This is a genomic window from Pseudomonadota bacterium, from assembly GCA_026388215.1.
Classification (GTDB): Bacteria; Desulfobacterota; Syntrophorhabdia; order Syntrophorhabdales; family Syntrophorhabdaceae; genus JAPLKF01.
In genome coordinates this window covers 16,142-39,131 of the sequence record JAPLKF010000123.1, presented here as the reverse complement: position 1 = coordinate 39,131, position 22,990 = coordinate 16,142, and the positions used below count along the sequence as shown (strand labels likewise).

24 protein-coding genes and 1 tRNA gene are annotated in these 22,990 nt (G+C 39.7%); 13 read left to right on the top strand and 12 right to left on the bottom strand.

Features of this window, described 5'->3' with window-relative positions:
- Nucleotides 1-21: 21 nt before the first annotated feature.
- The 7 genes from NTU69_07400 to NTU69_07370 are packed head-to-tail and all read left to right on the top strand — an operon-like array spanning nt 22 to nt 6,812.
- Nucleotides 22-492: an Lrp/AsnC family transcriptional regulator gene (locus NTU69_07400; GenBank protein ID MCX5803341.1), complete on the top strand. Its 471-nt coding sequence runs from the start codon at nt 22-24 to the stop codon at nt 490-492.
- The gene (gene hemL, locus NTU69_07395) at nt 485-1,780 is read left to right on the top strand and encodes a glutamate-1-semialdehyde 2,1-aminomutase (protein MCX5803340.1); all 1,296 of its coding nucleotides are present in this window, start codon (nt 485-487) and stop codon (nt 1,778-1,780) included. The genes NTU69_07400 and hemL overlap by 8 nt, the downstream gene beginning before the upstream one ends.
- A 34-nt stretch (nt 1,781-1,814) precedes the next feature.
- The gene (alr, locus tag NTU69_07390; GenBank protein ID MCX5803339.1) at nt 1,815-2,933 is read left to right on the top strand and encodes an alanine racemase; all 1,119 of its coding nucleotides are present in this window, start codon (nt 1,815-1,817) and stop codon (nt 2,931-2,933) included.
- A complete protein-coding gene (locus NTU69_07385) occupies nt 2,926-3,699 on the top strand; it encodes an ABC transporter permease (protein ID MCX5803338.1) in 774 nt (257 codons plus the stop codon). Before alr ends, NTU69_07385 begins: the two co-directional genes overlap by 8 nt.
- Before the next feature lies 1 nt (nt 3,700).
- Nucleotides 3,701-4,462, top strand: coding sequence for an ABC transporter ATP-binding protein (locus NTU69_07380; protein MCX5803337.1), 762 nt, complete (start codon nt 3,701-3,703; stop codon nt 4,460-4,462).
- On the top strand, nt 4,462-5,466 hold the full coding sequence (locus NTU69_07375) for an MlaD family protein (protein ID MCX5803336.1): 1,005 nt from the start codon (nt 4,462-4,464) through the stop codon (nt 5,464-5,466). Before NTU69_07380 ends, NTU69_07375 begins: the two co-directional genes overlap by 1 nt.
- Nucleotides 5,466-6,812, top strand: a complete 1,347-nt coding sequence (locus NTU69_07370) for a hypothetical protein (GenBank protein ID MCX5803335.1) — start codon at nt 5,466-5,468, stop codon at nt 6,810-6,812. The genes NTU69_07375 and NTU69_07370 overlap by 1 nt, the downstream gene beginning before the upstream one ends.
- 45 nt (nt 6,813-6,857) lie before the next feature.
- Here the strand turns inward: NTU69_07370 and pfp are convergent, their stop codons facing one another.
- Nucleotides 6,858-8,096 (bottom strand): diphosphate--fructose-6-phosphate 1-phosphotransferase, encoded by a 1,239-nt coding sequence (gene pfp, locus NTU69_07365; GenBank protein ID MCX5803334.1) that lies wholly within the window; start codon nt 8,094-8,096, stop codon nt 6,858-6,860.
- A gap of 93 nt (nt 8,097-8,189) precedes the next feature.
- Here pfp and NTU69_07360 point away from each other — a divergent pair, with 93 nt between their 5' ends.
- Nucleotides 8,190-9,005, top strand: coding sequence for a deoxyribonuclease IV (locus NTU69_07360; protein MCX5803333.1), 816 nt, complete (start codon nt 8,190-8,192; stop codon nt 9,003-9,005).
- Here NTU69_07360 and NTU69_07355 read toward each other — a convergent pair.
- A complete protein-coding gene (locus NTU69_07355; GenBank protein MCX5803332.1) occupies nt 8,970-9,062 on the bottom strand; it encodes an aurora kinase A-interacting protein in 93 nt (30 codons plus the stop codon). The genes NTU69_07360 and NTU69_07355 overlap by 36 nt on opposite strands.
- Before the next feature lie 8 nt (nt 9,063-9,070).
- The gene (locus tag NTU69_07350; protein MCX5803331.1) at nt 9,071-9,886 is read right to left on the bottom strand and encodes a metallophosphoesterase; all 816 of its coding nucleotides are present in this window, start codon (nt 9,884-9,886) and stop codon (nt 9,071-9,073) included.
- A gap of 138 nt (nt 9,887-10,024) precedes the next feature.
- On the opposite strand from NTU69_07350, the gene NTU69_07345 reads away from it, so the two are divergent.
- Nucleotides 10,025-10,099: transfer RNA gene (locus NTU69_07345), tRNA-Arg, on the top strand.
- Between the two features lie 64 nt (nt 10,100-10,163).
- Here NTU69_07345 and NTU69_07340 read toward each other — a convergent pair.
- The 3 genes from NTU69_07340 to NTU69_07330 form a co-directional block, all read right to left on the bottom strand.
- A complete protein-coding gene (locus NTU69_07340) occupies nt 10,164-10,646 on the bottom strand; it encodes a DUF2569 family protein (protein MCX5803330.1) in 483 nt (160 codons plus the stop codon).
- An 81-nt stretch (nt 10,647-10,727) separates the two neighbouring features.
- Nucleotides 10,728-11,159: a hypothetical protein gene (locus NTU69_07335; GenBank protein MCX5803329.1), complete on the bottom strand. Its 432-nt coding sequence runs from the start codon at nt 11,157-11,159 to the stop codon at nt 10,728-10,730.
- Between the two features lie 124 nt (nt 11,160-11,283).
- Nucleotides 11,284-14,220 carry a caspase family protein gene (locus NTU69_07330; protein ID MCX5803328.1) on the bottom strand — a complete coding sequence of 979 codons (2,937 nt, stop codon included), beginning with the start codon at nt 14,218-14,220 and terminating at the stop codon, nt 11,284-11,286.
- A 223-nt stretch (nt 14,221-14,443) separates the two neighbouring features.
- Here NTU69_07330 and NTU69_07325 point away from each other — a divergent pair, with 223 nt between their 5' ends.
- Nucleotides 14,444-16,306 carry an adenylate/guanylate cyclase domain-containing protein gene (locus tag NTU69_07325; GenBank protein MCX5803327.1) on the top strand — a complete coding sequence of 621 codons (1,863 nt, stop codon included), beginning with the start codon at nt 14,444-14,446 and terminating at the stop codon, nt 16,304-16,306.
- A 4-nt stretch (nt 16,307-16,310) separates the two neighbouring features.
- Complete coding sequence (locus NTU69_07320) at nt 16,311-17,165, top strand: hypothetical protein (GenBank protein ID MCX5803326.1); 855 nt, start codon at nt 16,311-16,313, stop codon at nt 17,163-17,165.
- 36 nt (nt 17,166-17,201) lie between these two features.
- Here the strand turns inward: NTU69_07320 and NTU69_07315 are convergent, their stop codons facing one another.
- Nucleotides 17,202-17,789: a Yip1 family protein gene (locus NTU69_07315; protein ID MCX5803325.1), complete on the bottom strand. Its 588-nt coding sequence runs from the start codon at nt 17,787-17,789 to the stop codon at nt 17,202-17,204.
- Between the two features lie 277 nt (nt 17,790-18,066).
- On the opposite strand from NTU69_07315, the gene NTU69_07310 reads away from it, so the two are divergent.
- Together NTU69_07310 and NTU69_07305 are read left to right on the top strand one after the other, a co-directional pair.
- On the top strand, nt 18,067-18,432 hold the full coding sequence (locus NTU69_07310; protein ID MCX5803324.1) for a phosphomannose isomerase type II C-terminal cupin domain: 366 nt from the start codon (nt 18,067-18,069) through the stop codon (nt 18,430-18,432).
- A 150-nt stretch (nt 18,433-18,582) separates the two neighbouring features.
- Nucleotides 18,583-18,852 carry an HU family DNA-binding protein gene (locus NTU69_07305; GenBank protein ID MCX5803323.1) on the top strand — a complete coding sequence of 90 codons (270 nt, stop codon included), beginning with the start codon at nt 18,583-18,585 and terminating at the stop codon, nt 18,850-18,852.
- Between the two features lie 146 nt (nt 18,853-18,998).
- Here NTU69_07305 and hemC read toward each other — a convergent pair whose 3' ends face one another.
- The 5 genes from hemC to NTU69_07280 all read right to left on the bottom strand — a co-directional run bounded on the left by hemC (nt 18,999) and on the right by NTU69_07280 (nt 22,940).
- Nucleotides 18,999-19,886: a hydroxymethylbilane synthase gene (gene hemC / locus NTU69_07300; GenBank protein ID MCX5803322.1), complete on the bottom strand. Its 888-nt coding sequence runs from the start codon at nt 19,884-19,886 to the stop codon at nt 18,999-19,001.
- The gene (gene hemA / locus NTU69_07295) at nt 19,849-21,138 is read right to left on the bottom strand and encodes a glutamyl-tRNA reductase (GenBank protein ID MCX5803321.1); all 1,290 of its coding nucleotides are present in this window, start codon (nt 21,136-21,138) and stop codon (nt 19,849-19,851) included. Before hemA ends, hemC begins: the two co-directional genes overlap by 38 nt.
- An 89-nt stretch (nt 21,139-21,227) precedes the next feature.
- The gene (gene ccsB, locus NTU69_07290) at nt 21,228-21,953 is read right to left on the bottom strand and encodes a c-type cytochrome biogenesis protein CcsB (GenBank protein MCX5803320.1); all 726 of its coding nucleotides are present in this window, start codon (nt 21,951-21,953) and stop codon (nt 21,228-21,230) included.
- An 86-nt stretch (nt 21,954-22,039) separates the two neighbouring features.
- Entirely contained in the window at nt 22,040-22,696 is a 657-nt protein-coding gene (locus NTU69_07285) for a bifunctional precorrin-2 dehydrogenase/sirohydrochlorin ferrochelatase (protein MCX5803319.1), read from the bottom strand.
- Nucleotides 22,665-22,940, bottom strand: a complete 276-nt coding sequence (locus NTU69_07280; protein ID MCX5803318.1) for an acylphosphatase — start codon at nt 22,938-22,940, stop codon at nt 22,665-22,667. The genes NTU69_07285 and NTU69_07280 overlap by 32 nt, the downstream gene beginning before the upstream one ends.
- Between the last annotated feature and the right edge of the window lie 50 nt (nt 22,941-22,990).

The following is a 22,990-nucleotide window of genomic DNA, read 5'->3' as shown; positions in this document are numbered from 1 at the left end:
GTATGTGTAAGAATAGTCAATATGAAGCGCCAAATTAATAAGGTCTTAAAAGAGATAATAGTCTATGATTTTCCAATATTAGAAAAGCCTTACGAAGAGATAGCAGAGAAGATTGGCATCAGCGAAGAAGAATTGATAGATATATTGAAGTACTTGAAAAAGGAAGGAATAATAAGAAGGGTTGCTGCCATACTCTATCACAGGAAGGCTTCCTATACCCATAACGCAATGGTGGTATGGAAGGTGGAAGAAAAGGACATAGAAAGGGTAGGAAAGATTATGGCCTCTTTTCCCGAAGTAAGCCATTGTTATGAGAGGGATACGGGAGGATACTGGGACTATAATGTCTATACAATGGTACATGGAAAGAGCATGGAAGAGTGCAGGGGTGTTATAAAACGCATTTCGAAAAAGATCGGCATAAAGGTATTTAAGATGTTTTTAAGTAAAAGGGAATTCAAAAAGACATCCCTCATGGTGAATCATGAATAGAAAAAAATCGAATGCGTTGTACGAGAAAGCAAAGCACTTCATACCTGGTGGCGTAAACAGTCCTGTAAGGGCCTTTCTTTCTGTAGATGATAAGCCTTTTTATGTAGAAAAGGGAAAAGGGGCATATCTTTTTGATGTGGATGGGAACGCCTACCTGGATTATGTATCTTCATGGGGTGCAATCATCCTCGGACACGCTGATAAAGGTCTTAATAAAGAGATAAGGGCTGCTCTTTCAGATGGTACAAGCTTCGGTACATGTCATCCTTATGAAGTTGAAATGGCAAGGCTTATCGCTCAAGCATTTCCTTCTATAGAAATGGTGAGGCTCACAAGCTCGGGTACTGAGGCAACAATGAGTGCGATACGGCTTGCAAGAGGTTTTACCAAAAAGAATGGGATTATTAAGTTCAGGGGCTGCTACCATGGACACGTTGACAGCCTCCTTGTGAAGGCAGGTTCCGGCCTTGCCACGTATGGTATCCCTGACAGCAGTGGTATCCTGAAAGACCTTGCAAAGCATACATACGTGGCTGATTTCAATCATCTCGATACAGTGAGGAATATAGTGAAGGGGAATAAGGATGTCGCGTGTGTGATATTAGAGCCCGTTATGGGTAATATGGGTGTAATTTTACCTGAAAAGGGGTTTCTCGAAGGGGTACAGGAAATATGCAGGAAGGAGAAGATTCTCCTTATATGTGATGAGGTAATAACCGGGTTCAGGGTATTATACGGCGGGGTACAACATATATACGGTATTGAGCCTGACATTACCTGTCTTGGAAAGGTTATCGGGGGTGGTTTTCCTATAGGTGCTTTTGGGGGTAAAAGGGAAGTGATGAAGAAGGTTGCCCCCCTTGGTGATGTATATCAGGCAGGAACACTGTCCGGAAACCCAATCGCAGTAAGGGCAGGGATTTATGTATTAAAGTATCTGAGGAAGAATAAAAACGTATATCGGTTGATGGGTAAAAGGGTGGATGACTTGAAAAATAGTATTACTGAAATTGCAAAGAGACTTAAAATCCCTTACAGGATAAACAGCATCACAGGGATGTTTACGGGTTTCTTTTCAGATGGCGATGTGTATGATTATGAAACGGCATATACCGCAAGCAGGGTTATGTATGAGAAATTCTTTAAACTTATGCTTGAGGAAGGGATATTTTTTGCCCCGAGTCCATTTGAGGCTTCCTTTATCACCCTGTCTCATGGGGAGAAAGAAATAACGAAAACTGTAGAAGCCTATGAAAAGGTCTTTAAACGTTTAAAAACTTTGTCTTGAATAGAGCAGGTTTTACAGGTAAATTAAACGGATTATGATTAACATCCCAAGGGCTATTGTATATTTAGATTTAAATGTTCTTGAAGAGAATTATAGAGCAATAAAGGCAAAGGTGCCTTCTCAAGTAAAAATCCTCTGTGTTGTGAAAGCAGATGCCTATGGCCACGGAGCAACTGAAGTGGCTCGAAGGCTTGAGTCAAACAATGTAGATTACCTGGGTGTTGCAACAATAGATGAAGGGATAGAGCTGAGGGGTAATGGTATCACTGCACCGATACTTGTAATGAGTGGCATACTGGCATGGGATGAGTTGGAACCTGTGTATAAAAATATGCTTACCCCTGTTATCCATGATTTCAATATGCTTAAAAGAATTGCAGAAGATGGCGTTCATCTTGATAGGCCATTGAAGGTACACATAAAGGTAGATACAGGTATGGGGAGGCTCGGTTTTGGCCCTGATGATATACCTTTTGTAGTTGAGCAGATAAAGAGAGCAGGCAATATAAAAGTCGAAGGTTTTATGAGCCATTTTTCTTCTTCGGAAAAAAGGGATGAATATGGGATGAACCAGATAGAGATATTCAAAAAGGCCCTACAAGTTTTGAGGGATAACGGCATCAATCCCGGGATTGTTCATATGGCAAATAGTGGTGCAATCGTTAATTATCCTGAGGCATATTTTGACATGGTTCGAGTGGGGATAAGCCTTTACGGTTCCTATCCTGCAAGAGAATTGAGTAAAAGGTTACATGTAAAACAGGTGATGAGATTTATATCAAAGATAGCACATATCAGAGAATTTCCCCCTGGATATCGATTAAGCTATGGTGGAACACATACTACCAGGAAGAAGACGCGGGTGGCGTATGTTCCGGTAGGTTATGCAGATGGTTATCCGAGGGCATTGTCGAACAAGGGTTCTGTATTGATAAAAGATACGAGATGCAGTATTATTGGAAGGATATGTATGGACTGGTTGCTTGTGGATGTCACTGAGCTTGAAGACGTAAATGTGAAGGAAGAGGTGGTACTTTTAGGACGCAGTAAGACAGAGGTTATTTCAGCCGATGAAATTGCCGAGCAGACAGGTACAATTCCTTATGAGATTTTGTGCAAGATATCAAAGAGGGTCTTGAGGGTATATGTTTAGCAGTATAATAGAAAAGATATTTTCACCTGTTGCAAGATTTTTAAGAGAGCTTGGCAGCGTTGGCTTATTTTTTACCGAGTGTGTCTACTGGGGGGTAAGAAGGCCTTTTAAGTTTAATTACATATTCAAGCAGATGGAGTTTATAGGTGTGAATTCTGTAGTTGTGGTTATCATAACCGGTGTTTTTACAGGTATGGTTCTTGCCCTTCAATCGTACTACGGTTTCAGAAAATTTGGCGCTGAAGGGCTTGTGGGAACAACAGTGGCGTTAAGCATGACAAGAGAACTTGGTCCTGTACTTACAAGCCTGATGGTTACTGGAAGGGCAGGTTCAGCCATGGCAGCAGAGCTTGGTACAATGAGGGTAACAGAGCAGATAGATGCATTAATTGTTATGGCCCTTAACCCTATAAAATATCTTGTTGTCCCGAGGGTGGTTGCTTCTTTTTTGATGCTCCCTATTTTAACCATAGTGTCTGACTTTGTTGGTATAGTTGGCGGTTATCTTGTAGGGGTAAAGCTTTTGGGGATTAATGAGGGCGCCTTTATCAATAAGATGGTTAAGTATGTTGACCATGAGGATATATATAATGGTCTTGTAAAGGCTGCATTTTTTGGAATCATCATGAGCGTTGTTTCCTGTTATAAGGGTTTTTACACAGAGGGTGGTGCTGAGGGGGTTGGAAAATCGACTACAGAGGCTGTCGTGACATCGTGTGTTACCATCCTGATTTTTGACTATGTACTTACATCTCTGATGTTTTAGTATGGAAAATAAGGCAATAAAAATTATAGACCTCCATAAGAGTTTTGGTACCCAGAAGGTTCTGGATGGCATCAACCTTGAGATAGAAAAGGGTAAGATAACGGTCATTATAGGAAAAAGCGGTGGAGGGAAAACAGTCCTCTTGAAGCATCTGATTGGTCTTATGAAACCTGATAAAGGTGAGATATGGGTAGATGGTTTAGAAATAACGAAATTAAAGGAGAGGGAGTTGAATAGTGTGAGAAAAGGGTTCGGGATGCTCTTCCAGGAAGCCGCCCTCTTTGATTCCATGGATGTGTATGACAATATTGCCTTTCCTTTAAGGGAACATACGAAGCTTTCAGAAAAGGAGATAGAGGGAATTGTAGAAGAGAGGCTAAAACAGGTTGGACTGCTGGGTTTTACTGAGAAGATGCCCTCTGAACTTTCGGGCGGTATGAGAAAAAGGGTAGGCCTTGCAAGGGCACTTGTACTCGACCCTGATATCATTTTGTTTGACGAACCTACCAGCGCCCTTGACCCGATTATTTCATTGACAATAGATGATTTGATAAAAGAGACACAGACATACCTGAAAAAGACTTACGTGGTGATCAGTCATGACATACTCGGTATGTTTAGAATAGCAGACAAGGTGGCTATGCTTTATAATGGCAAGATTATAGAGTACGGAACACCATATGAGATAAAAAGGAGTAACAACGAGAATATAAAAGAATTTTTAAAGGCGACAAAAATACCTGGTTTTTCAGGAGGTGACTAATGAATAAAAATGCAATTTCACCGGAGTTAAAGGTGGGTATATTGGTACTAATCGGGATAGTTATACTATTCTATATGTCTTTCAGGATCGGGAAGTTTGGTGTATTCAGGGAGGCAGGATATGATGTGATTGTGTCTTTTGATAATGCGAGTGGGCTTGATCCCAAATCACCTGTCCAAATCGCAGGGGTACAAGTGGGGAAGGTAAGGAAAATTAAACTGGATGGATATAAGGCGATGGCAACCCTTGTTATAAAGGATAATGTGAATATACCTGTTGATAGTAAGATTGCAATAAAAACTCAAGGTGTCCTTGGAGATAAATATATAGAGATCATACCAGGTGTGGAGAAGAAATTTTTGGCACAGGGTGAAAAAATAAAGGATGTTGTTACATCACCTGACTTTGATGAGATCTTTACACAGATAAATGTTGTAGTAAAGAATTTTGGTGACACGATGGGTGAGTTTAAAGGCATTATCGGGGATAAAGAAAAGGTGAACATTAAGAAAAGCATTGACAATATTCAAGCCTTAAGCGGTGAATTTAAGGACTTTTTAAAGGATAATAAGGATAATGTGGCCCGTATTGTTGATAATGCAGCCACGCTGAGTGATGGATTGCAAAAGATTGTAAGTGATATCGAGGGTGGTAAGGGAACGCTGGGACTACTTGTTAAAGATGATAAACTATACAATGATGCAAGGGATGCAGTTGCTTCACTTAAGAGTATATCAACAGATATTGAACAGGGTAAGGGTACGCTCGGGAAACTCGCAAAGGATGATTCAATATACATCGAGGCAAAAGAAACAGTCAAAAATATGAGAGAGATTACAGACGGAATCAAGAGTGGGGAGGGTACGCTCGGGAAACTCGCAAAGGATGATAGCCTTTATATTGAAGCGGAAAGAACTATGAAAAAGTTGCAGAAAGGTGCTGAGGGCCTCCAGGAAATGACACCAATTACAATTCTCGGGACCATATTCGGCACCATCTTCTGATGCATAGATTTATTTTTCTTTTTTTGTTTTTTCCTTGTACCCTGCACGCATTCTGGCCTGTTTCGTGGGAATTTAACAACGAAAAAAGGTTTCTAGGCCCTCTCGTATCGTATCAGAAAGAAGAAGATGCCACACGTTTGGCTCTAAGACCCTTTCTCTTTTCATACGATTCTGAGGATGGCGGGGTCTATAACTATTTATATCCTCTCGGCAAAAGCTCAAAGGAAAAGTCTTATTTTATCCCCTTTTTTCTCTCAAAAGAGTTTGAAGGTAAACAAGATACAGCCCTTTTCCCTTTCTTTTATGGGGAATCGAAAAGGGGTAGTTATTTTGGAGTATTCCCTTTATTTGGAAATTTGTATGATAGGTTTGGGAGAGATGAAATAGATTTTTTTATGTGGCCTCTTTACAGCCGTATAAAAGATGAAGAGGCTACAAAGACAAATATCCTGTGGCCTATTTTTTCCTTTTATGGTGGAAAAGAAGAAGGGTTTAAAGCATGGCCCATTTATGGAACGAGAAATAGAGAAGGCGTAAAAAACACAAGTTTTTTTTTATGGCCGATTTTTATAAAAGAAGAAAAGAATCTGGATACTGATGAGCCTGTGGATAATTTCTATGCCTTCCCATTTTATATACACTCAATCTCAAGAACAAAAGCTTCTTATAATGTGCTGTGGCCTTTGTTCAGCTATTCAAGGGATGATGAAAAGACAAAAAAGGGCATGCTCTTTTCCCTGTTTTCTCTGACAGAAGGAAAAGAGACGAAGGGTTATAGCTTCTTCCCTTTTATTTATTCAGAGACGAAAGGCAGAGACCACTCTTTTGGTTTGCTCTGGCCAATTTATAAAGAATCTGAATGGTATGTGAGGGATGAAAGGTTCATACAGAAGAATGTTCTATTATTTAACAGGTACATAGAAGATGACCGTGGTACATTCTTTAACGTATGGCCCTTTTTCGAATATAGTGGTAAGGGCGGTGATTTTACATTTTTATTTCCCTCGCTCCTGCCTTTTAGGGTTGAGGGGTTTGACAGGATTATAAAGCCGCTGTTTACACTTTATGAACAGAGAAAGAGAGAAGACAAACACATGTTGAGTCTGCTCTTTGGTCTCTATACGAGAGAGAGAGAAGGTGACAATTGGAAAACAAGGTTTGCCTTTCTTTTTGAAGTGAAAAGGGATGAAGGTGGGTTGGGTTTTGAGTTTCTTTCTGGTTTATTTGGAATTGATAGCAAACAGGTGAAGATATTATTTATACCTTTCAAACGGGGTCAGGAAACTGGTATTCAAAAAGTAGATGATCCAGATGTTTTTAAGCCAATTGAACCCTCGAATCCTTAAAACTATCGACTACTATTTTAGCTGTATTGCGAACAGGGTGAATTTTCAGAGAATATAGGCGAATCTTGCCTTGAACGCTTCTGGTTCAAGCTTCGCTACTTTGGCAAGCTGTTTTAAACGTTCCCCCTCGAAATCTTCTTTTTCAAGCCTTATCATGTATTTCCTTGCCACTTCATATATCTCTGAATTGATATCTACCTTCCTTATTTTGATTGTACCTCGGGAGTCTACCATTTCTACAAACGGAACTGGTATGATGTGTCCCTCGTAGACAACGATCATTGCCCCCGTACCCCCTTTCAGGAGATAGCGTATAGCACCGTATCCGAGGTCTTTTGTATATTCAATGTCAAAAGGTATGGGGTTTGCTGCCCTGAGTTCGTACCCGATGTTCATGCTCACAACAGTAGCCTTTATGCCCATAGCATGGAGGTTATCTCTTACAAGGCTCCTTAGAACCCTCCCAAGTTGAATATCGGAAAGTCTTGTTTTACCGGTTATTTCGTCTTTCTCTACATTTTCACACTTGCTCAGTTCTTCAAGGTCGAATCTTTCAGCAATTCCTTCGGCGATGATTGCTACACCGTGGTCTCTCTCCATGGATAGCCTCTTTATTATTGATCCTGTAAGAATGTCGGCTACCTTTCTTATTGAGAGCTTTGCTTCCTGGAATTCTTCAGGGATAAGCGTTATAGTTGCACCAGCTGCCTTTCCTATCCCGAGTGCTAAATGGCCGGTGTGTCTTCCCATGGTAGAGATGAAGTACCATCTCCCCATTGTCCGTGCATCTTCCATGATGTTATTGACAAGCTCTACCCCTATGTGTCTTGCTGTTTGATACCCGAATGTTGAATTACCCCCTGGCAGCGGGATGTCATTATCGATAGTCTTTGGCGTATGGACTACATTTATAGAACCCCTCCCTTCTCTCTCTATCCAGTTTGCCATAAAAAGGGTGCCTTCACCGCCAATGGTTATGAGGTATTTTATGCCTAAACCCTTCAGGGTGGCCATAAGGACTTTGAACTTTTCTTTGGCATTTTCCGGGGCATCACGGGATGTTCTGAGTATCGAACCGCCTGCTGTATGAAGTCTTGACACATCTTCTATGGTAAGTGGTAACACGCTGTCCTTATTGCCTTCAAAGAGGCTTTTAAAGCCACCGACAATGCCAACTACCCTTTTCCCCTGATTGATTGCCTCTATGGTTGCAGAACCTATAACCCCATTGATTCCCGGGGCAGGTCCGCCCCCCACAATAATCCCGACAGTCTCTTGTTTCATATTAAGTATTGTGCATTTTCTTGGTTTTATTTGCAAGCTTTTTGTTTATTGTTTAAAATCTTGGAAGGGTGAAATTTGAAAGTAGGTTTTCACATGTCTATATCAAAAGGCTTTGATTGGGTATACAGAGAATCGAAGAGATTAAAGTGCGATGCAGTCCAGATATTTGTGAAAAATCCGAGGTCCTGGGAGGAGAAAAGGTGGAGGCCAGAAGATATTAAACATTTTAAAAAATTACAGGGGAAAATCCCTGTCTTTGCACATCTTTCGTATCTCCCTAACCTTGCAAAGATTGATGAGGATGAAAAACATATAAAGGGTTTTATTCATGAGGTAGAATTATGCCTTCAATTTGGTATAAACAAAATGGTGGTTCATTGTGGCTCAAATGTTAATACAGAAGATGGTATAAAACAGATAGCAAAGGCTATAGACAGGATACTTGATAAATATGGAATTTCTATACTGTTGGAATGTTCTTCGGGCCAGGGCAACGGAATTGGAAAAAGGATTACGGAGTTGGCAGGGATATTTGAAAAAATTGTGCATAAAGAGAGGGTCTTTTTATGTTTAGACACAGCCCATCTTTTCCAGGCAGGATATGACATACGAATGAAAGGAACATGGAATAAGACAATAAGGGAGGTAGAAGAATCATTTGGCAAAAACAGGATAGGGTTGTTTCATTTGAATGATTCAAAGACTGGCTTAGGTAGCATGGTAGACAGACATTGGCACATAGGAAAGGGGTGTATAGGCACTGATGCCTTCAGGTACATCCTTAATGATAAAAGATTTACCAATCTTCCCGGTGTAATGGAAACCCCTAAGATGGACAATATGGATGAAGAGAATATGAAGGTTATAAGGTCTTTATTTTCTCCTTTGATGCCTTGTCTTTCTTCTTAACTTTCTATATTTATGCTTTCTGATCTTCTTTTTTCTCCATTTTAAAACACTTCCCATCATTCACCTCATTTTATATTAAACTCATCTTTTAGTGACCCATTCATATCATAAACGTCAAAAACATAACCTCCATTTATTCTTTTTGCAACAATATAATGAAAAAAACCTCCATATTCTTCATTAAAAGTAAGAAGTGGTGCCCCGCCTCCACCTGTGATTACGTAAGCAATCCTGTCCCTCTCACTCCTGTTGTATAGATGCTCATGGCCTGCGATAACGAGGTTAACATGACTTTTTAAGAACAGTTCATGCAGTATGTCCCTTTCGTTTTTGTGTCTATCCAGACCATAACGTTTGCCAAACGTTGTTGGAAAGGGTGGTTTATGTATAAAAACTATCCTGTATGTGAAGGGTTTTTTGAGTTCCTCCCGGAGCCAGTCAAGTTGTTTTCCTGTTATTCTGCTTATCTCTCCCGGCATTTCTGAGCATAATATTACAAACTGTGTATCGTCAAGAGAAAAGGCATAGTAGGGAGGTTTCTCGATAAGCTCTTTGTATATCCTCAATGATTTATTATTATTTATGTCGTGGTTCCCTGGTGCTATATGGGCGGTTATCTTGGCTCCTGTCAGTTCAAGGTACCTCTTCCATTCATTTTCATTTCCAGGTTTATCTATAACATCACCTGTGTTGATTATAAGATTTATTCCTTCAGTTTCAATTTTATTTAAGAATTGTTTATAGACTGTTTCTGTCAAGCCAATCCTCGTATCACCGATTATTCCAAAGGAGAGATTGTCGGCACAAAAACCCAGGGGTGGTAATATTAATAAGAATGAAATCAGGACAGTGATTAGCCTTACTTTATGCCTGTTCTTCATTTGCGTGCTTATATTACATGATTTTTCCTGCTTACGCAAATGATTTGTACCAGAATACTACCCTGCATACTTTATTGCGCTGAGAGAAGACATGATTGTCTTGAAAAGGATCTGCAAAACCGCTATAATTACATCGACGCGCCTGTAGCTCAACCAGGATAGAGCAACGGACTTCTAATCCGTAGGTTACAAGTTCGAGTCTTGTCAGGCGCGCTTAATATTTTTAATATACTCCCCATCCTCTTCTATAAATTTCATTAAGTAGTGGGGACTACCATTATGCTTCATACTGGACTTCACCATAGGTTGCCATCACCCTTCTGGATTTTTTTAGATATTGATACCATAGAGCCAGGTACAGCATGGTAATGAGGCTGTTGAATAAGGTGTTCCCGGTAATGTCATTGTATGCTTTTTCCGGAAGACCCACTAAAGCAGGGAGGAATATGGAGATAATGGAATACATGAAAGCGGCAGAGAGGTATTTCTTTGCAGTTTTCACTGCATTTGGAAGGATTTTTAAGAGGGATATCCCTGCATAGATGCTGAAAACAGTGAGCCCGATACTACACGCACCGTTAATAAACATCAGTTTTAAGAGCCCCGGATACTGGTCAAAGTGAGGCTTTGTTGCATTTGTTACAACAAAGAGACTAAAAAGGATGGAACATGGGTCAAGGATCATGAGGTTTATACAGAGAAGTAAAAGCCATCCTTTTACGCCTTTATATCGTGAATCTATTGTATTGAATGTATTCATAAACCTCTTACATCCTCTAAATTATGAAAAACTGTTTTTGTCAGTATCTGCTCTTATAAAATTGAGCGATGTTTTTATGGATCATTCTGGATCTACCGGTACCCAGACCTTATGTTCTGGAACCCACTTCTCATCTACCAATTGGCCTGGGACGGAAATCCATTCCCCTGGAGGCTTCTTTTTGCTGTATTTGGCAACGAACCCCGGGTCTGGGTAGGCATAAGCTACCCTTGATTGGGTAGGCTCATACGTTCTTCGTGATACATAATCGTATCTGGTACTATGGGTTAGGAGATTCCCAACAACTGCACCGATAATTATACCACCGGCAATAGCCCCTCCAACACCCCAGCCATTATATCTGTGATAGCCATATCCGTGATAGTGTCCACCGTAACCGTAGCGGTAACTGTGAGGGCCATAGTGCCCGTATGGCCAGCAGTAGCTGAGGGAGGGGAAGATCATTGAAAAAGAGATTAAAAGGACTAAAGTTCGAGAAATGTGTTTTCTCATATTTTTAAATTATATCACCTTTAAAAATACTTGCAAATCATTCCACGGTATATATTCAGGTCGCAAGTTCGAGTCTTGTCAGGAGCGCTTGATTTTCGTGGGGTTTTTATTATCCAAAGGCATATTATCTTTTCAAAGCCACTGGAAAATCAGGGACTGTATTTGGTTTTGCGGTTGTGGGGGTCTGTTTTCCTTTCGTGAGTTCCTTTACCTTTTCAGAGATATAAAGGTCAAGCATATTGATGGTGATTTTCCCTGTACGTTTGTAATCGGCTTCACCGTTTACTCCCTCTACGAGGGCCTTTGTGAATGCACCATTCTTCCATGCCGCATCTTCAATGGAGTACTGCCTCCCTGTGGATGAGCTGAAGACCACTGCACCATTCTCTGCACTGGCAAGCTCGTTCACCACCATATTGATGTCGGCAACCCCTCTCCTTGTACCCATCACGTTTCCTGAATGGCATGTGTCAACAAAGAGGATTGTCTTACCTGCCAGAGATACGACTGTATTTTTGATATCCGAGAACGCAATGCCGGTGCGTTTCAATTTCTCTGTGTTTGCATTTACAGGGAGAAAGTAATATATCCCGCCAGGGTCATTCACACCATGTCCGGCTAAAAAGACCATCGCCACGTCTTTGCTTGTTGTCTCTTTTGTAATCCAGTCAAGCCCATCAAGGATTTCATCCCTTGTTGCCTTATTGTCCGTAAGGAGCTTTGCAACCACATCCCGATAGAGCCCTCCTTTTTGTTTGAGCATGGTATCAGTAAAATCTTTCGCATCCTTTGAGGCAAAACCAAGTTTTAAACCTTTATCCTCATATTCACTCACACCAATTGCGAGGATGTAGAGTTTTGGCTTAATGACAAACTCAACGGATTGTCTCAATGCCCCATCTACCGTCTTGGACATGAGAAGCCCGCTCTCACCACGCCACTTGAGTCTCACAGTTGCAGGCTCGCTCACCGCATACCTGTTTTCTGCGATAACAGATACCTCAGAATCCTTTTCTGGAATAATTACCTTCATTTCCCTGGCATCTTTCTCCTGCCCGGGTAGTGGAGTTCCCCTCTGGGGTGAAAAGGGTCTTCCGTCTATCAATATCTTTATCCCTGTAACAGGTTCCCCTGATGGAGAGCGAACGGTAAATTTCAGAGTAATCTCTACAGTTTTTACCTCTACCTCATCCTTGGGAGAGATAATGGTAACGATAGGGGGCAGTATCTTGTGTATGGACACATCCTGTGTTTTTTTTCCTGTCTCCTCATTGGCAAGGCGGACTGCTTCATTTTCATTTAGGGTATCTAAAACCTTTGCTACTACCTCGGGTCTATAATATATTCCTCTGAACCGCGATACGGAAAAAAAATCTGCTTCGCGATCCTTTCCATTGTTGATGTGCCAGCCAATTAACTCCTCTGCACTAGGGGCGGCATCGTAATAGCCTGAAGGGGTCCATGCTACCCATCTCTTTTTATCATTATGGGGGAAAAAGGCTAAAAGTTCCTTCCCATTATCTGTGCGGTACCACCGGATTGTACCATCCTGCAGTGCTGCAACGACAAATTTACCATTTCCTGATATATTCACCGCACGTGCAATGTGGACGGGAATTCCCCATCTCTCATTCCCATTATTGTCAAAAAGTCGTAAAAAATGACTTGTTCCAAGAAGAAAATTCTTTCTATCAGGGGTTATAGCACGACTGAAGCATACTTCATTTTCTGTGAGTTTTAATGGTTCCCCGTTGAGCTTAGGTTTAAAAGAAACCTGCCAGTCTGTAATATCCATGCCCTCTGCAAAAGAGATTGGTGGGGAAAGGGATTCTGGTTGAGTAACAGAAAATCCGAAACCAATCAGGTCCATCTGCCGGTTTATAATGGAGAACCTGGCAGGTGATTTATTTATCCCATCAAAACCAAACTGGATGGCAGAACCATCATGAGAGATAAGAAGTCCTCCTGGATCTCCTCCATAATAGGCAGTTGAAGGACCTTTATATAATACCAGTTTGTCATTCTTATCCAGTATCCCGAAGGAAGGTGCCGGGTTGACAAACACAATGCCACCGTTTCGTAATGGAAGCATACAGTCTATTATACTTCTTCCATCAGAAGGATGATTTTTTCCAGCGTGTATGTTACTATACCTTCCCCTTCCTTCATCTGCCCATTTGCGAATTACAAAAGGTCCACGGAGCCCCCAATTGCTTGCATACAAAAACCTGCCGTCTGATGACCAGCAGACACCACGTGGATTTCCAATACCAACAGTCTGGGTATAAAGATGAGAAAGGTCTTTACCTGAGAGGATATTGACCTCTTGAGAATCGTTAAATCCTATGGCAATCCTGGAGCCATCAGGGGAGAAGCTCGTAGCATGAGGGATGTTTCCTCCTGGCGCTTTCCTTTTTTCAATCTGCTTAAAACTCTTATCATAGAGACGGATAAAACCGTCATAGGATGTTGTCACGAGCCTGCCGTTTATGTCAAAATCAGCCCATCGACTTTCACTTCCGTAGTCTTTGTCCTCTGACACGAGAGAATAGTCGGATGTCCTGTAAATACGGATGCCTTTGGATTTTAAAGTTGCTACAAGAAACCTGCCATCCCTTGAGTAAGTTAGATAGTTAACTGCATCCGGGAAACCCGTAATCCTGCGCACAAGCTTTCCACTTTCCCTGTCAAAGAGGTAGATGTTAAAATGTGGTTCTGCAGCCTTTGTCCATCCACTGCATGCAACTGTTTCCCCATCTGGAGAGATTGCCACTGTCCATATCCAGCCCTCTATTCCAACAGCAATTGGTGGCCTCAGTACTTTTATGAGCCTTCCCGTGGAGAGTTCCCACACACGAACGGTCTTATCTGCAGTCCCTGTGACAAGATAGCGGTTCTCTCTATCTATGCTCATCCTGTATATTGAAGATGTGTGCATTTCTGTCTCTATACGGAGGATAGGGTCTTTTGTTAATTCACCTGCACTGGTGGGAATAATGTGCAGGGTTACGATTGAGATTACTGCAAGAAAGGTAGTAAATACGTGTATAAGCTGTCTCATATCTAACCCTGATTATTCTATCATTATTTAATAAAAAAATGCACTATCGAAAAAAACAATTGTTCGAAGATACAACCAATAGTAAATGGTAAAATTGTAGTGTATAATAAAGCCGTGAAATGTTTAGAAAACCTGATGCGAAAAATAGGTATCAAGGCAAATAAATTCAACAATCTATGTATGCACTTTTGCTATGTATTTATAAAGGGTTTTCAAAAAGATTATGAAGCTGCATAAGGGATATTACCACGTTATACCGGTGTTAATTGCTTCGGTAATTTCGTCTGGATTTCTCTTAACCTATAAAAGATGGGAAACTTTTGAGCGAAAGGCGTATGATTTCAGATTCCAGTTGACAGAACTCCTGAATATGGGACGTTCTCAGCCAAGTAATAAGACTGTTGTCGTGGGTATTGAGGAGAGATTGGTCTTACAAGAAAAACCATTACTTTTTTTATACCCCGATATCGGTAAGTTCCTCAAGAAGATGAGGGATTACAATGTTGCAGTTATTGGCATTGACCTCATACCGGTTCATAAACAAAGTGAAAAGTTGAAAAATGCAGTGTCTTCCATGAATGTAGATAAAAAATATGTAGAATTTTCAGAGGAGATTGGTGAAAGGCTTGATAAGTCGCTTCTGGAACCCATAATGCAGGTTTCAGAAAGCATTCCCATTGTGCAGGTATATCATGGGGAGCTTGTTCCTTATTACTATGGAGTAGCTCCATTCATAAAAAACCTCTATTTAGCCGATGCTGTATTTACAGATGGATATACAAGCAATAACGATGGTGTTATAAGAAGACAAACACTTAAACCCAATGGTAAGGATACCTTTGCCAGCGCTATATACAATCTTCTTACTGGTAAAGAGTATAGACTGGATATGGTAAGATTGAATTATGCACTTGCAAAGAACATCCCCTTTTATTCCTTTACAGACATCATGAATGGGAAGGTTGATAGTGATAGGCTTTCAGGCAAGGCAATTATACTTGGTTACCTGAGTGGATATGAAGATGTCTATTCTACACCCTTAAATAGGACTATTAGACCTTCATGGGTTGATAAAAATGCCCATCAGACTAACCAGCCTGGTGACAGGCGCTTACCCGGGCCATTAATCCATGGTATTATTATCGAGACGCTCATCACCAATACACCGCTTAAAGAGGTTCCATTTTTATTACAGGTTTTTGCCCTTATCACCCTCATTGCCATCGGGCTGATTTTATCTGCAGGGTTGAGACCGTATAACGCAATAGCAGGGGTTTTTATCATTACCGCAGGTTTCTTTATTGTGAACGTGATATTGTTCTCGCTTGGCTATATAATACATATGCTCCCTCATTTGTTATCCCCCCTTCTTACACTTACCTTCGTATATCCATACAGGTATTTAGTTGAGGAGCGAAGCAGAAAAAAGATATACAGAATGTTCAGCTACTATATTGACGAAGAAGTCCTGGATTCACTTCTGAAGAAAGACCCGATGAGCCTTCTTAGGGGGGAACACAAGGATGTATGCATACTCTTCCTTGATATCAGGGATTTTACCAGACTCTCAACCCAGAATAAGGCGGAAAATGTAGTAGGGTTTCTAAACCTTTATTTCGGGAAGATAACAGACATAATTCAGGGCCATAAAGGGTTTGTAAACAAATTTATTGGTGATGGTGTGCTTGCATTTTTTGCAACGGGAGAAAACCCTGTAGCGAATGCACTTTTAGCATCACAGGAAATAATAAGAGAAACAGAGCGATTTAACAATGAAGGCACAGTGAGACACCTTATAAGCGATTGGACCCTGAATATTGGGATTGGTGTACACTACGGAAGGGTCGTAATGGGCAATATTGGTTCTGAAAAGAAAATGGATTTCACAATTATTGGTGAGCATGTTAATATTGCCTCCAGAATAGAGGGGCTTACAAAACACGTAGAGCGGAGATTGCTTTTGAGTAATGAGGCTTACATGATGGTAAAAGGTCAGTTTAGTATTGACTATCTGGGGGAATTTAGCGTAAAGGGTTTGGACAAGCCTGTGGCTATTTACACAATCGAGGAAGGTGAAAGGGGGTAGTGTTATGAGAAGGGCCATTCTTATATTTTTTACATTACTTATATTTGCAACTATATATGTGGATGAGCTTCATGCAATTGATTCATTCGGACTTATCTTTGATATTCAGGGAAATGCCGAAATCCGTGACTCTGAGGGCAAGATTACAAAGCTTAAGAGAAGCGGGCACCTCTTGCGTCCGGTGAAAGAGGGGGACAGGATTAGGGTCGCGAACGGGAGAGTGGTAATAGTATCAATGAAAGAAAACAAGGGATATGAGATAGTCTCTAACTCGGAGGCCCTTGTGAAAGATAAAAAAATCATCGCAGTGAAGGGGAAGATAAGTGAAGTAAAGGGTCTGCATCCACCGGGAGAAGGTACAAAGGGTTCTATAGGGGGCCTTGTATTGAGGAAGGTTAAACCCTGTATAAGGGCGGTCTCGCCTGTAAATACCTATATTCTTGAATCAACCCCTGAGCTGGTCTGGGAAAATAACTGTTATAAGGAAAAGAAGGTGACCGTAAAAATCATCTGTGAAGAACGTATAATATTCAGTGCAGAAAGCGAAGGCAGTTCAATCAAGGTACCTGAGACAATATTGAAATATGGGAAGGAATACAGGTGGATTGTAGATAGTGGAAGGGCATACAATATTTCTGAAGGGGCATTCTATGTGCATGAAGAAAATGAAATAAAGAATATCAGGGAAAATATTACCCATTATACACAATATGGTAGTGACCTTCCCTTGAGGCTCTCTTATATATTTTATCTTCTCGACAAAAACCTGAATGAAATGGCAAAAGCGGAGATAAAGAGGTTAAACGTTGATTTTCCGGAAAACACATACATCAAGCAACTCGTGGAAGAAGCAAAATAGCATTCCCTCTTTATTTTCTGTTTTAAGTATTTAATGTTATGGCATTACCACACCTCTGCTTGGAATAAATAAACCAGCAATGCTTGTTGTAAGAAAAAAGACAATTATACTTAGAATAATAACGACAATTACATATCCCAGGGTCTTTTCTTTTGGTGTCTCCATAAGCACCGGGAGTCCGAGATAAAATAGATAGAGAGAGTAGAGTGATAAAAGCATAGCAATGGGTGAAAGGGCAGGGATTATTAAAAGGATACCTGCTACCCAGTTGGGGGTGCTTGAAAATATCGCCACCTTTATGGCGTTTAGCATGTTTTTTTGTGAACCAAAGCTTGGAGCAAGTGCATTAGTAACCATGCCGACAATATAAAGCCCCACGAGTGATAAGATATAGTGCATCACAGCATAGGTGATGGCACTGCCAAAAGGAACCCTGTAACGGAATCCCATAAATGACATGCCGATAATAGACATCCCAATAAGGCCGGCAACAGGAGGGATAGCAGCAAGGATAGCAGCGTATGAGGTGTAAAGGTCCTTGATGGTTATCTGTTCTTCTTTAATTTTCCCCCATGTATCCTTAGGTTTCATGATTATTGCCTTTGCTCTTTCAATTAATTCCATCTTGCCCTCCCTTTGTGTAGGTTTTTATAACTATAGGCCTCTTGTTTTTTAATACCTTAGTACAAACTTTATTTCAATGGAAATTTATTTTTTATAAAGATATGCCTGACTTAAGACCCCATTTTGATTGTTATGAATCCACCTATTGACCTTGTCTGGTTTGATATAATTTCTATAGAATTGCATTTATTGTTCTATCAATATTGACAACAAAAGATATTCTGTGATAAAGGTTTCATTCAAAAGGTATTAAACTATTTCGGAATATGGAGTAAGAGTGGTCAAGCCCAAAGGAGAATTTTTTGAAGAAGATTATCGCCCATGGGGATATTACCAGGTTCTTTCTGATGAACCAGATCATAAGGTTAAACGGATCGTCGTGTATCCAGGTAAGCGCATAAGCTTACAACGGCACCTTCATAGAGCTGAACATTGGTATATCATCTATGGGGAGGCAATGGTGCTACTTGATAATAAAGAATTATTCTTAAGGAGCGGCGAATCGCTTGATATTCCTCAGGGAACATTGCACAGGATTATGAATCCAGGAACAGATAATATGATATTTATAGAAATAGCGACCGGGGATTATTTTGACGAAGATGACATAGAACGCATAGAGGATGATTATGGACGGGTTTGAGAAAATTCTCTGGATAAGGAAAGAACTTTTGAAATATTTAAAAAAACGTAAAAAAAACATTGAATATTTTTTATAATAAGAAGTATAAAGTATTTACAGGGTGGTTATTATGAGAACTACCACATAAAAAAATCCAAAGGAGGAGTACTTATGACCAAAGCAGAATTAATTGGTAAAATGGCAGCAGGTGCGAAGATTTCAAAGGCTGCAGCAGCCAAGGCATTAGGTGCCTTCATTGCTGGCGTTAAAGGGTCTTTGAAAAAGGAAGAGAGGGTTACACTTGTTGGTTTTGGTACGTTTTCAGTATCTAAGAGGAAAGCAAGGAAGGGCAGAAATCCAAGAACAGGTAAGGAAATAAGGATACCTGCACGGAAGGTGCCAAAGTTCAGAGCAGGTAAAGCATTTAAGGATGCAGTATAGTTAAGGCAATAAAAGGTTACAGTACTGTAATATTAATTATACAAAATACCTCTCATAAAATGAGGGGTATTTTGTATTCTACTAAATCGCAATTTTCAGGCAAATCCAGAATTCAGATGTCCGAAGATTTTTGATATTTTTTTGGTTTATTGAGCGACTATTTTTTTTAACACGTTTGATATCAACTCATCTGCATTTTCTTTATTTCCCACCTGTTTTTCTTTTATAAGAGGTTTTCCATTCTCATTCCCTAATGCCACATTGATTGTTAATATTTCATCTGAGAGGGTTGCATTTATCCCTAAGGGTACATGGCAACCACCACCAATTTTAGACTGAAGTTTTCTTTCTATCGATACCTCGTAGAAGCTATTTTCGTGGTTTATAGGTTTTAGAAGTTCAAATACCTCGTCTTTGTTCCTGATTTCTATTCCAATAGCCCCTTGGCCAGAAGATGGTATCATAACATCAAGGGGAAGAATTTCCTTTATATACCCTTCAAGGCCCATCCTTTTTACCCCTGCATAGGCAAGTATGATACCATCTAACGATTGTGTCTTAATTTTTTTTATTCTTGTATCAACATTTCCTCTAAGGGGGACCACCTCTATTTTACTGTTATAATGAAGGATTTGAGCTTTTCTTCTTAAGCTACTTGTTCCAATCCTTGCTTCATGTTTGATGTCTTTAATGCTGTCATAGGTGAAAGAGATGAAGACATCTCTCGAATCTTCTCTTTTTAAAACAGCCCCTATGGTAAGTCCTTCTTTAAGTTCTGTTGGCAGATCTTTCATACTGTGGACAGCCATGTCTATCTCTTTGTTTAATAATTTTTCCTCTATTTCTGTAACAAACAGTCCCTTTCCACCTATCAGGTGTGAGGGTGTGTCCCAGATAGTATCACCCGTTGTTTTTATGGTTTTTATGAGAAATTGGTTGTCAGGGTAAAGATATTCAAGGTTTTTTACTACTATCTCTGTTTGTTTTAATGCGAGTTTACTGCCCCTTGTCCCGATTATCCATCTCTTCTTCATCTTCCTCCTCAAATCTAAATAATTTTTTCATAATTTCCAACACCGCAGGGGTTCCATTTTGTTTAATAAGCGATATGTGCGGATGGATTAGTTTATTAATAATTGTCCTGGTAAGCATGTCAACAGTCTTTGATGTATCTTCGTCCATGTTCTTTAACTTACTTAAGGTTTTTTTAAATTCTTTGTTCCTTATTTCTTCAGCTTTTTCATAAATGTGTGCGATGAGTGGGCTCGTATTCAATTGCTTAAGCCAGCGGGAAAATTTTGCCACCTCTTCTTCCACAATACCGTGTGCCTTTTCTGATTCTTTCAACCTATCTGAAAGGTGTTTTTGTGAAAGCCCCATAAGGTCATCAATATTGTATAGATATACATTTCCAATGTTATTGACTTCGGGATCTATATCCCTTGGAACCGCTATATCTATAAAAAACAAGGGCCTATTCTTTCTTTTTTTCATTATAGAAAGGACAAGTGTCTTATCAATTATGGGTTTCTCAGAACCCGTAGAAGAGAGTACTATATCAACTTTTATGAGTAAACTCGGTATATCCTGGAAAGGATAAGGAATGCCTATGATATCCTCAGCAAGTTTTTGAGCGTTTTGAAATGTCCTGTTTGTAATAAATATCTCGTTTAAACCTTCCTTCCTGAAATGCTTGAGGGCAATCTCGCACATTTCACCAACTCCTATTACAAGAATCCCTTTGTTTTTAAGTTCACCGAAAATCTTTTTTGAAAGCTCAATCGCCATGGAGCTTATTGATACAGGGTTATACCCTATTTTCGTCTCGGTCCTTATCCTTTTTGCTACATTGAATGTTCTGTGAAAAACCCTGTCGAGAAAAAAACCTGTTGAATTGTGGAAGGTGGCAACTCTATAGGCATCTTTAACCTGGCCGAGGATTTGAGGCTCCCCAATAACCATAGAATCAAGCCCTGAGGCAACGAGGAATAGATGTCTATAAGCATCTTCATCTTTGAATATGTAGGTATAATCGTGTAGCCATTCTGATTCTACCTCAAAATGGCCTGTTAGTATGTCCCTTATTGTTTTAAAAGATTCTTCAAGGTTATCACAGTAAAAATATATTTCAGTCCTGTTGCAGGTGGAGATTATGACAGCTTCATTGATACCATGTTTTTTTAGGTCATTTAACAGTTCCGGGATGGTTGTCTCTGAAATATAAAGTCTCTCTCTTATTTCAATAGGAGCAGTGTTGTGGTTAAGTCCAAATACAACGATATGCATAGTTTCCCTATCTAAGAAACAAGTAGGCAGCAGGCAGCAGGCAGCAGGCAGTGAACTGCATGCACCCTACTCCATACTCCTTACTATATTTATACGTATGAATGTAGTCCCCCCATAAAGAGATTAACTCCTAAGAATGTGAATAATATCGAGAAAAAACCTATAATCATCATGTATGCAGTTTTTCTACCTCTCCAGCCTATTGCAAGTCTATTATGGATGAGAATGGCATATACAATCCATGTTATGAGCGACCATGTTTCCTTTGGATCCCAACTCCAATAAGACCCCCATGCAAATCCTGCCCAGATTGAACCGGTTATAATACCAATGGTAAGAAACGGGAAGCCATATGACATGCATCTATAGTTTATCGAATCAAGTGTTTCGAGTGAAGGAAACCGGCTTAAAATGGGGTGGAATTTTTTCTTTTTTATTCCTCTCTCGATCATAAGGTATAGGGTAGATACAAAAAAGCTTATGAAAAAGATAGCGTTGCCAGCGAAAGAGAATATGGTATGGACAGGCAACCAGTAGCTTTTAAGCACAGGTGGAAGGGGTTTTATATTGGTTGGAAATGTTAAAGCCCAGATTAATATTATAGAGAGAGCAGGAAGTACAACACACCCCATTATTTCTATCCTGTAAGATTTTTTTAGATATAGAAAAAAACCAGCTATACATAGGGAAAAAAAAGAAAGTGATTCATAAATGTTTGTTATTGGAGTATACCCAGCCTGAATGTATCTGATAGATGTAGAGAGTAAATGGATAATAAAACCTATTAGTAAAGAGTAATGACCCAACCTTTCCATTTTTTTCTTATAGATCACTAAATAGAGCAAATAAAATAGTGTGGATAACAGATAAAAGGATAGTGAGATGTAGAATGTATAAACGTTCATTCCCGTATAGTTAAGAACATATTTTTGATTTTTTTAAACCCCATCTCTGTTAATTCTTTGATACCCATCTTATTAATTTCTTTCATAATAGCTATTCTTTTTTGTTTGTCCTTCACCTTTTCAACAAGAAGCTTTCTAAACTTTCCAATAATAAAACCATATTTTATATAATCTGCAGTAATGTAGTTGTTAATCTCTTCCTTAAGTTTTTTGGATAACAAGGGTAGAATCCCTGAAGTGGAAATAGCAATAATGATTGGGCCCTTTTTTACTATAGATGGGACAATGAAATCACAAAGATCAGGATTATCTACCACATTTACAGGTATATGCCTTTTTTTGGTTTCTTTCCTGATCTTACTATTTATTTCTTCAATATTTGTTGCAGCGAACACCAGTCTCATTCCATCTATGTCTTTATCCATATATTCTCTTTTAATAATTTCTATTTGTCCATTTTCAGCAAGTTTGGATAGTGTTTTAGTAACTTTAGGGCTTACCAGTTTAATTTTGGCATTGAACTTGAGAAGCATTTTGACCTTTCTTTCGGCAACCCTACCACCACCTACTACAAGGCAGGGGTTGTCTGAAATATCTAAAAATATAGGATAATATGAGTGTTTAGTAGATGATCTGGAATGCTTTGAATTCACCCGCATAGTCTTCCCATTTTACGTCTACTTTTTCTACATATGCACCCTGTGGCCCCTTTTTACACCATTCAATCATTTTATCCACGTCGTCATCATTACCTTCACATCGGAGTTCTACCCCTCCATCCCTTAGGTTCCTAACCCATCCTTTTAAATCTAATTCATTAGCCTTTTTCATGGTATTGTGTCTGAAAAATACGCCTTGGACTATTCCGCTCACTAATATATGAACCCTTTTCATCATTGATATTTTTGTTGATTAGAGTATAATTAACACAAGAAACTTTTAAAATC

Coding starts and splice junctions, on each gene's coding strand:
- hemA (MCX5803321.1), bottom strand. CDS start 21,138: ATGCATATCGTTGTATTTGGACTTAACCACAACACTGCTCCTATTGAA.
- NTU69_07360 (MCX5803333.1), top strand. CDS start 8,190: ATGTCTATATCAAAAGGCTTTGATTGGGTATACAGAGAATCGAAGAGA.
- NTU69_07340 (MCX5803330.1), bottom strand. CDS start 10,646: ATGAATACATTCAATACAATAGATTCACGATATAAAGGCGTAAAAGGA.
- NTU69_07325 (MCX5803327.1), top strand. CDS start 14,444: ATGAAGCTGCATAAGGGATATTACCACGTTATACCGGTGTTAATTGCT.
- NTU69_07335 (MCX5803329.1), bottom strand. CDS start 11,159: ATGAGAAAACACATTTCTCGAACTTTAGTCCTTTTAATCTCTTTTTCA.
- hemC (MCX5803322.1), bottom strand. CDS start 19,886: ATGAAGAAGAGATGGATAATCGGGACAAGGGGCAGTAAACTCGCATTA.
- NTU69_07375 (MCX5803336.1), top strand. CDS start 4,462: ATGAATAAAAATGCAATTTCACCGGAGTTAAAGGTGGGTATATTGGTA.
- NTU69_07315 (MCX5803325.1), bottom strand. CDS start 17,789: ATGGAATTAATTGAAAGAGCAAAGGCAATAATCATGAAACCTAAGGAT.
- NTU69_07305 (MCX5803323.1), top strand. CDS start 18,583: ATGACCAAAGCAGAATTAATTGGTAAAATGGCAGCAGGTGCGAAGATT.
- NTU69_07350 (MCX5803331.1), bottom strand. CDS start 9,886: ATGAAGAACAGGCATAAAGTAAGGCTAATCACTGTCCTGATTTCATTC.
- NTU69_07320 (MCX5803326.1), top strand. CDS start 16,311: ATGAGAAGGGCCATTCTTATATTTTTTACATTACTTATATTTGCAACT.
- pfp (MCX5803334.1), bottom strand. CDS start 8,096: ATGAAACAAGAGACTGTCGGGATTATTGTGGGGGGCGGACCTGCCCCG.
- NTU69_07370 (MCX5803335.1), top strand. CDS start 5,466: ATGCATAGATTTATTTTTCTTTTTTTGTTTTTTCCTTGTACCCTGCAC.
- ccsB (MCX5803320.1), bottom strand. CDS start 21,953: ATGGAAAGGTTGGGTCATTACTCTTTACTAATAGGTTTTATTATCCAT.
- NTU69_07280 (MCX5803318.1), bottom strand. CDS start 22,940: ATGATGAAAAGGGTTCATATATTAGTGAGCGGAATAGTCCAAGGCGTA.
- NTU69_07330 (MCX5803328.1), bottom strand. CDS start 14,220: ATGAGACAGCTTATACACGTATTTACTACCTTTCTTGCAGTAATCTCA.
- alr (MCX5803339.1), top strand. CDS start 1,815: ATGATTAACATCCCAAGGGCTATTGTATATTTAGATTTAAATGTTCTT.
- hemL (MCX5803340.1), top strand. CDS start 485: ATGAATAGAAAAAAATCGAATGCGTTGTACGAGAAAGCAAAGCACTTC.
- NTU69_07380 (MCX5803337.1), top strand. CDS start 3,701: ATGGAAAATAAGGCAATAAAAATTATAGACCTCCATAAGAGTTTTGGT.
- NTU69_07355 (MCX5803332.1), bottom strand. CDS start 9,062: ATGGGAAGTGTTTTAAAATGGAGAAAAAAGAAGATCAGAAAGCATAAA.
- NTU69_07400 (MCX5803341.1), top strand. CDS start 22: ATGAAGCGCCAAATTAATAAGGTCTTAAAAGAGATAATAGTCTATGAT.
- NTU69_07385 (MCX5803338.1), top strand. CDS start 2,926: ATGTTTAGCAGTATAATAGAAAAGATATTTTCACCTGTTGCAAGATTT.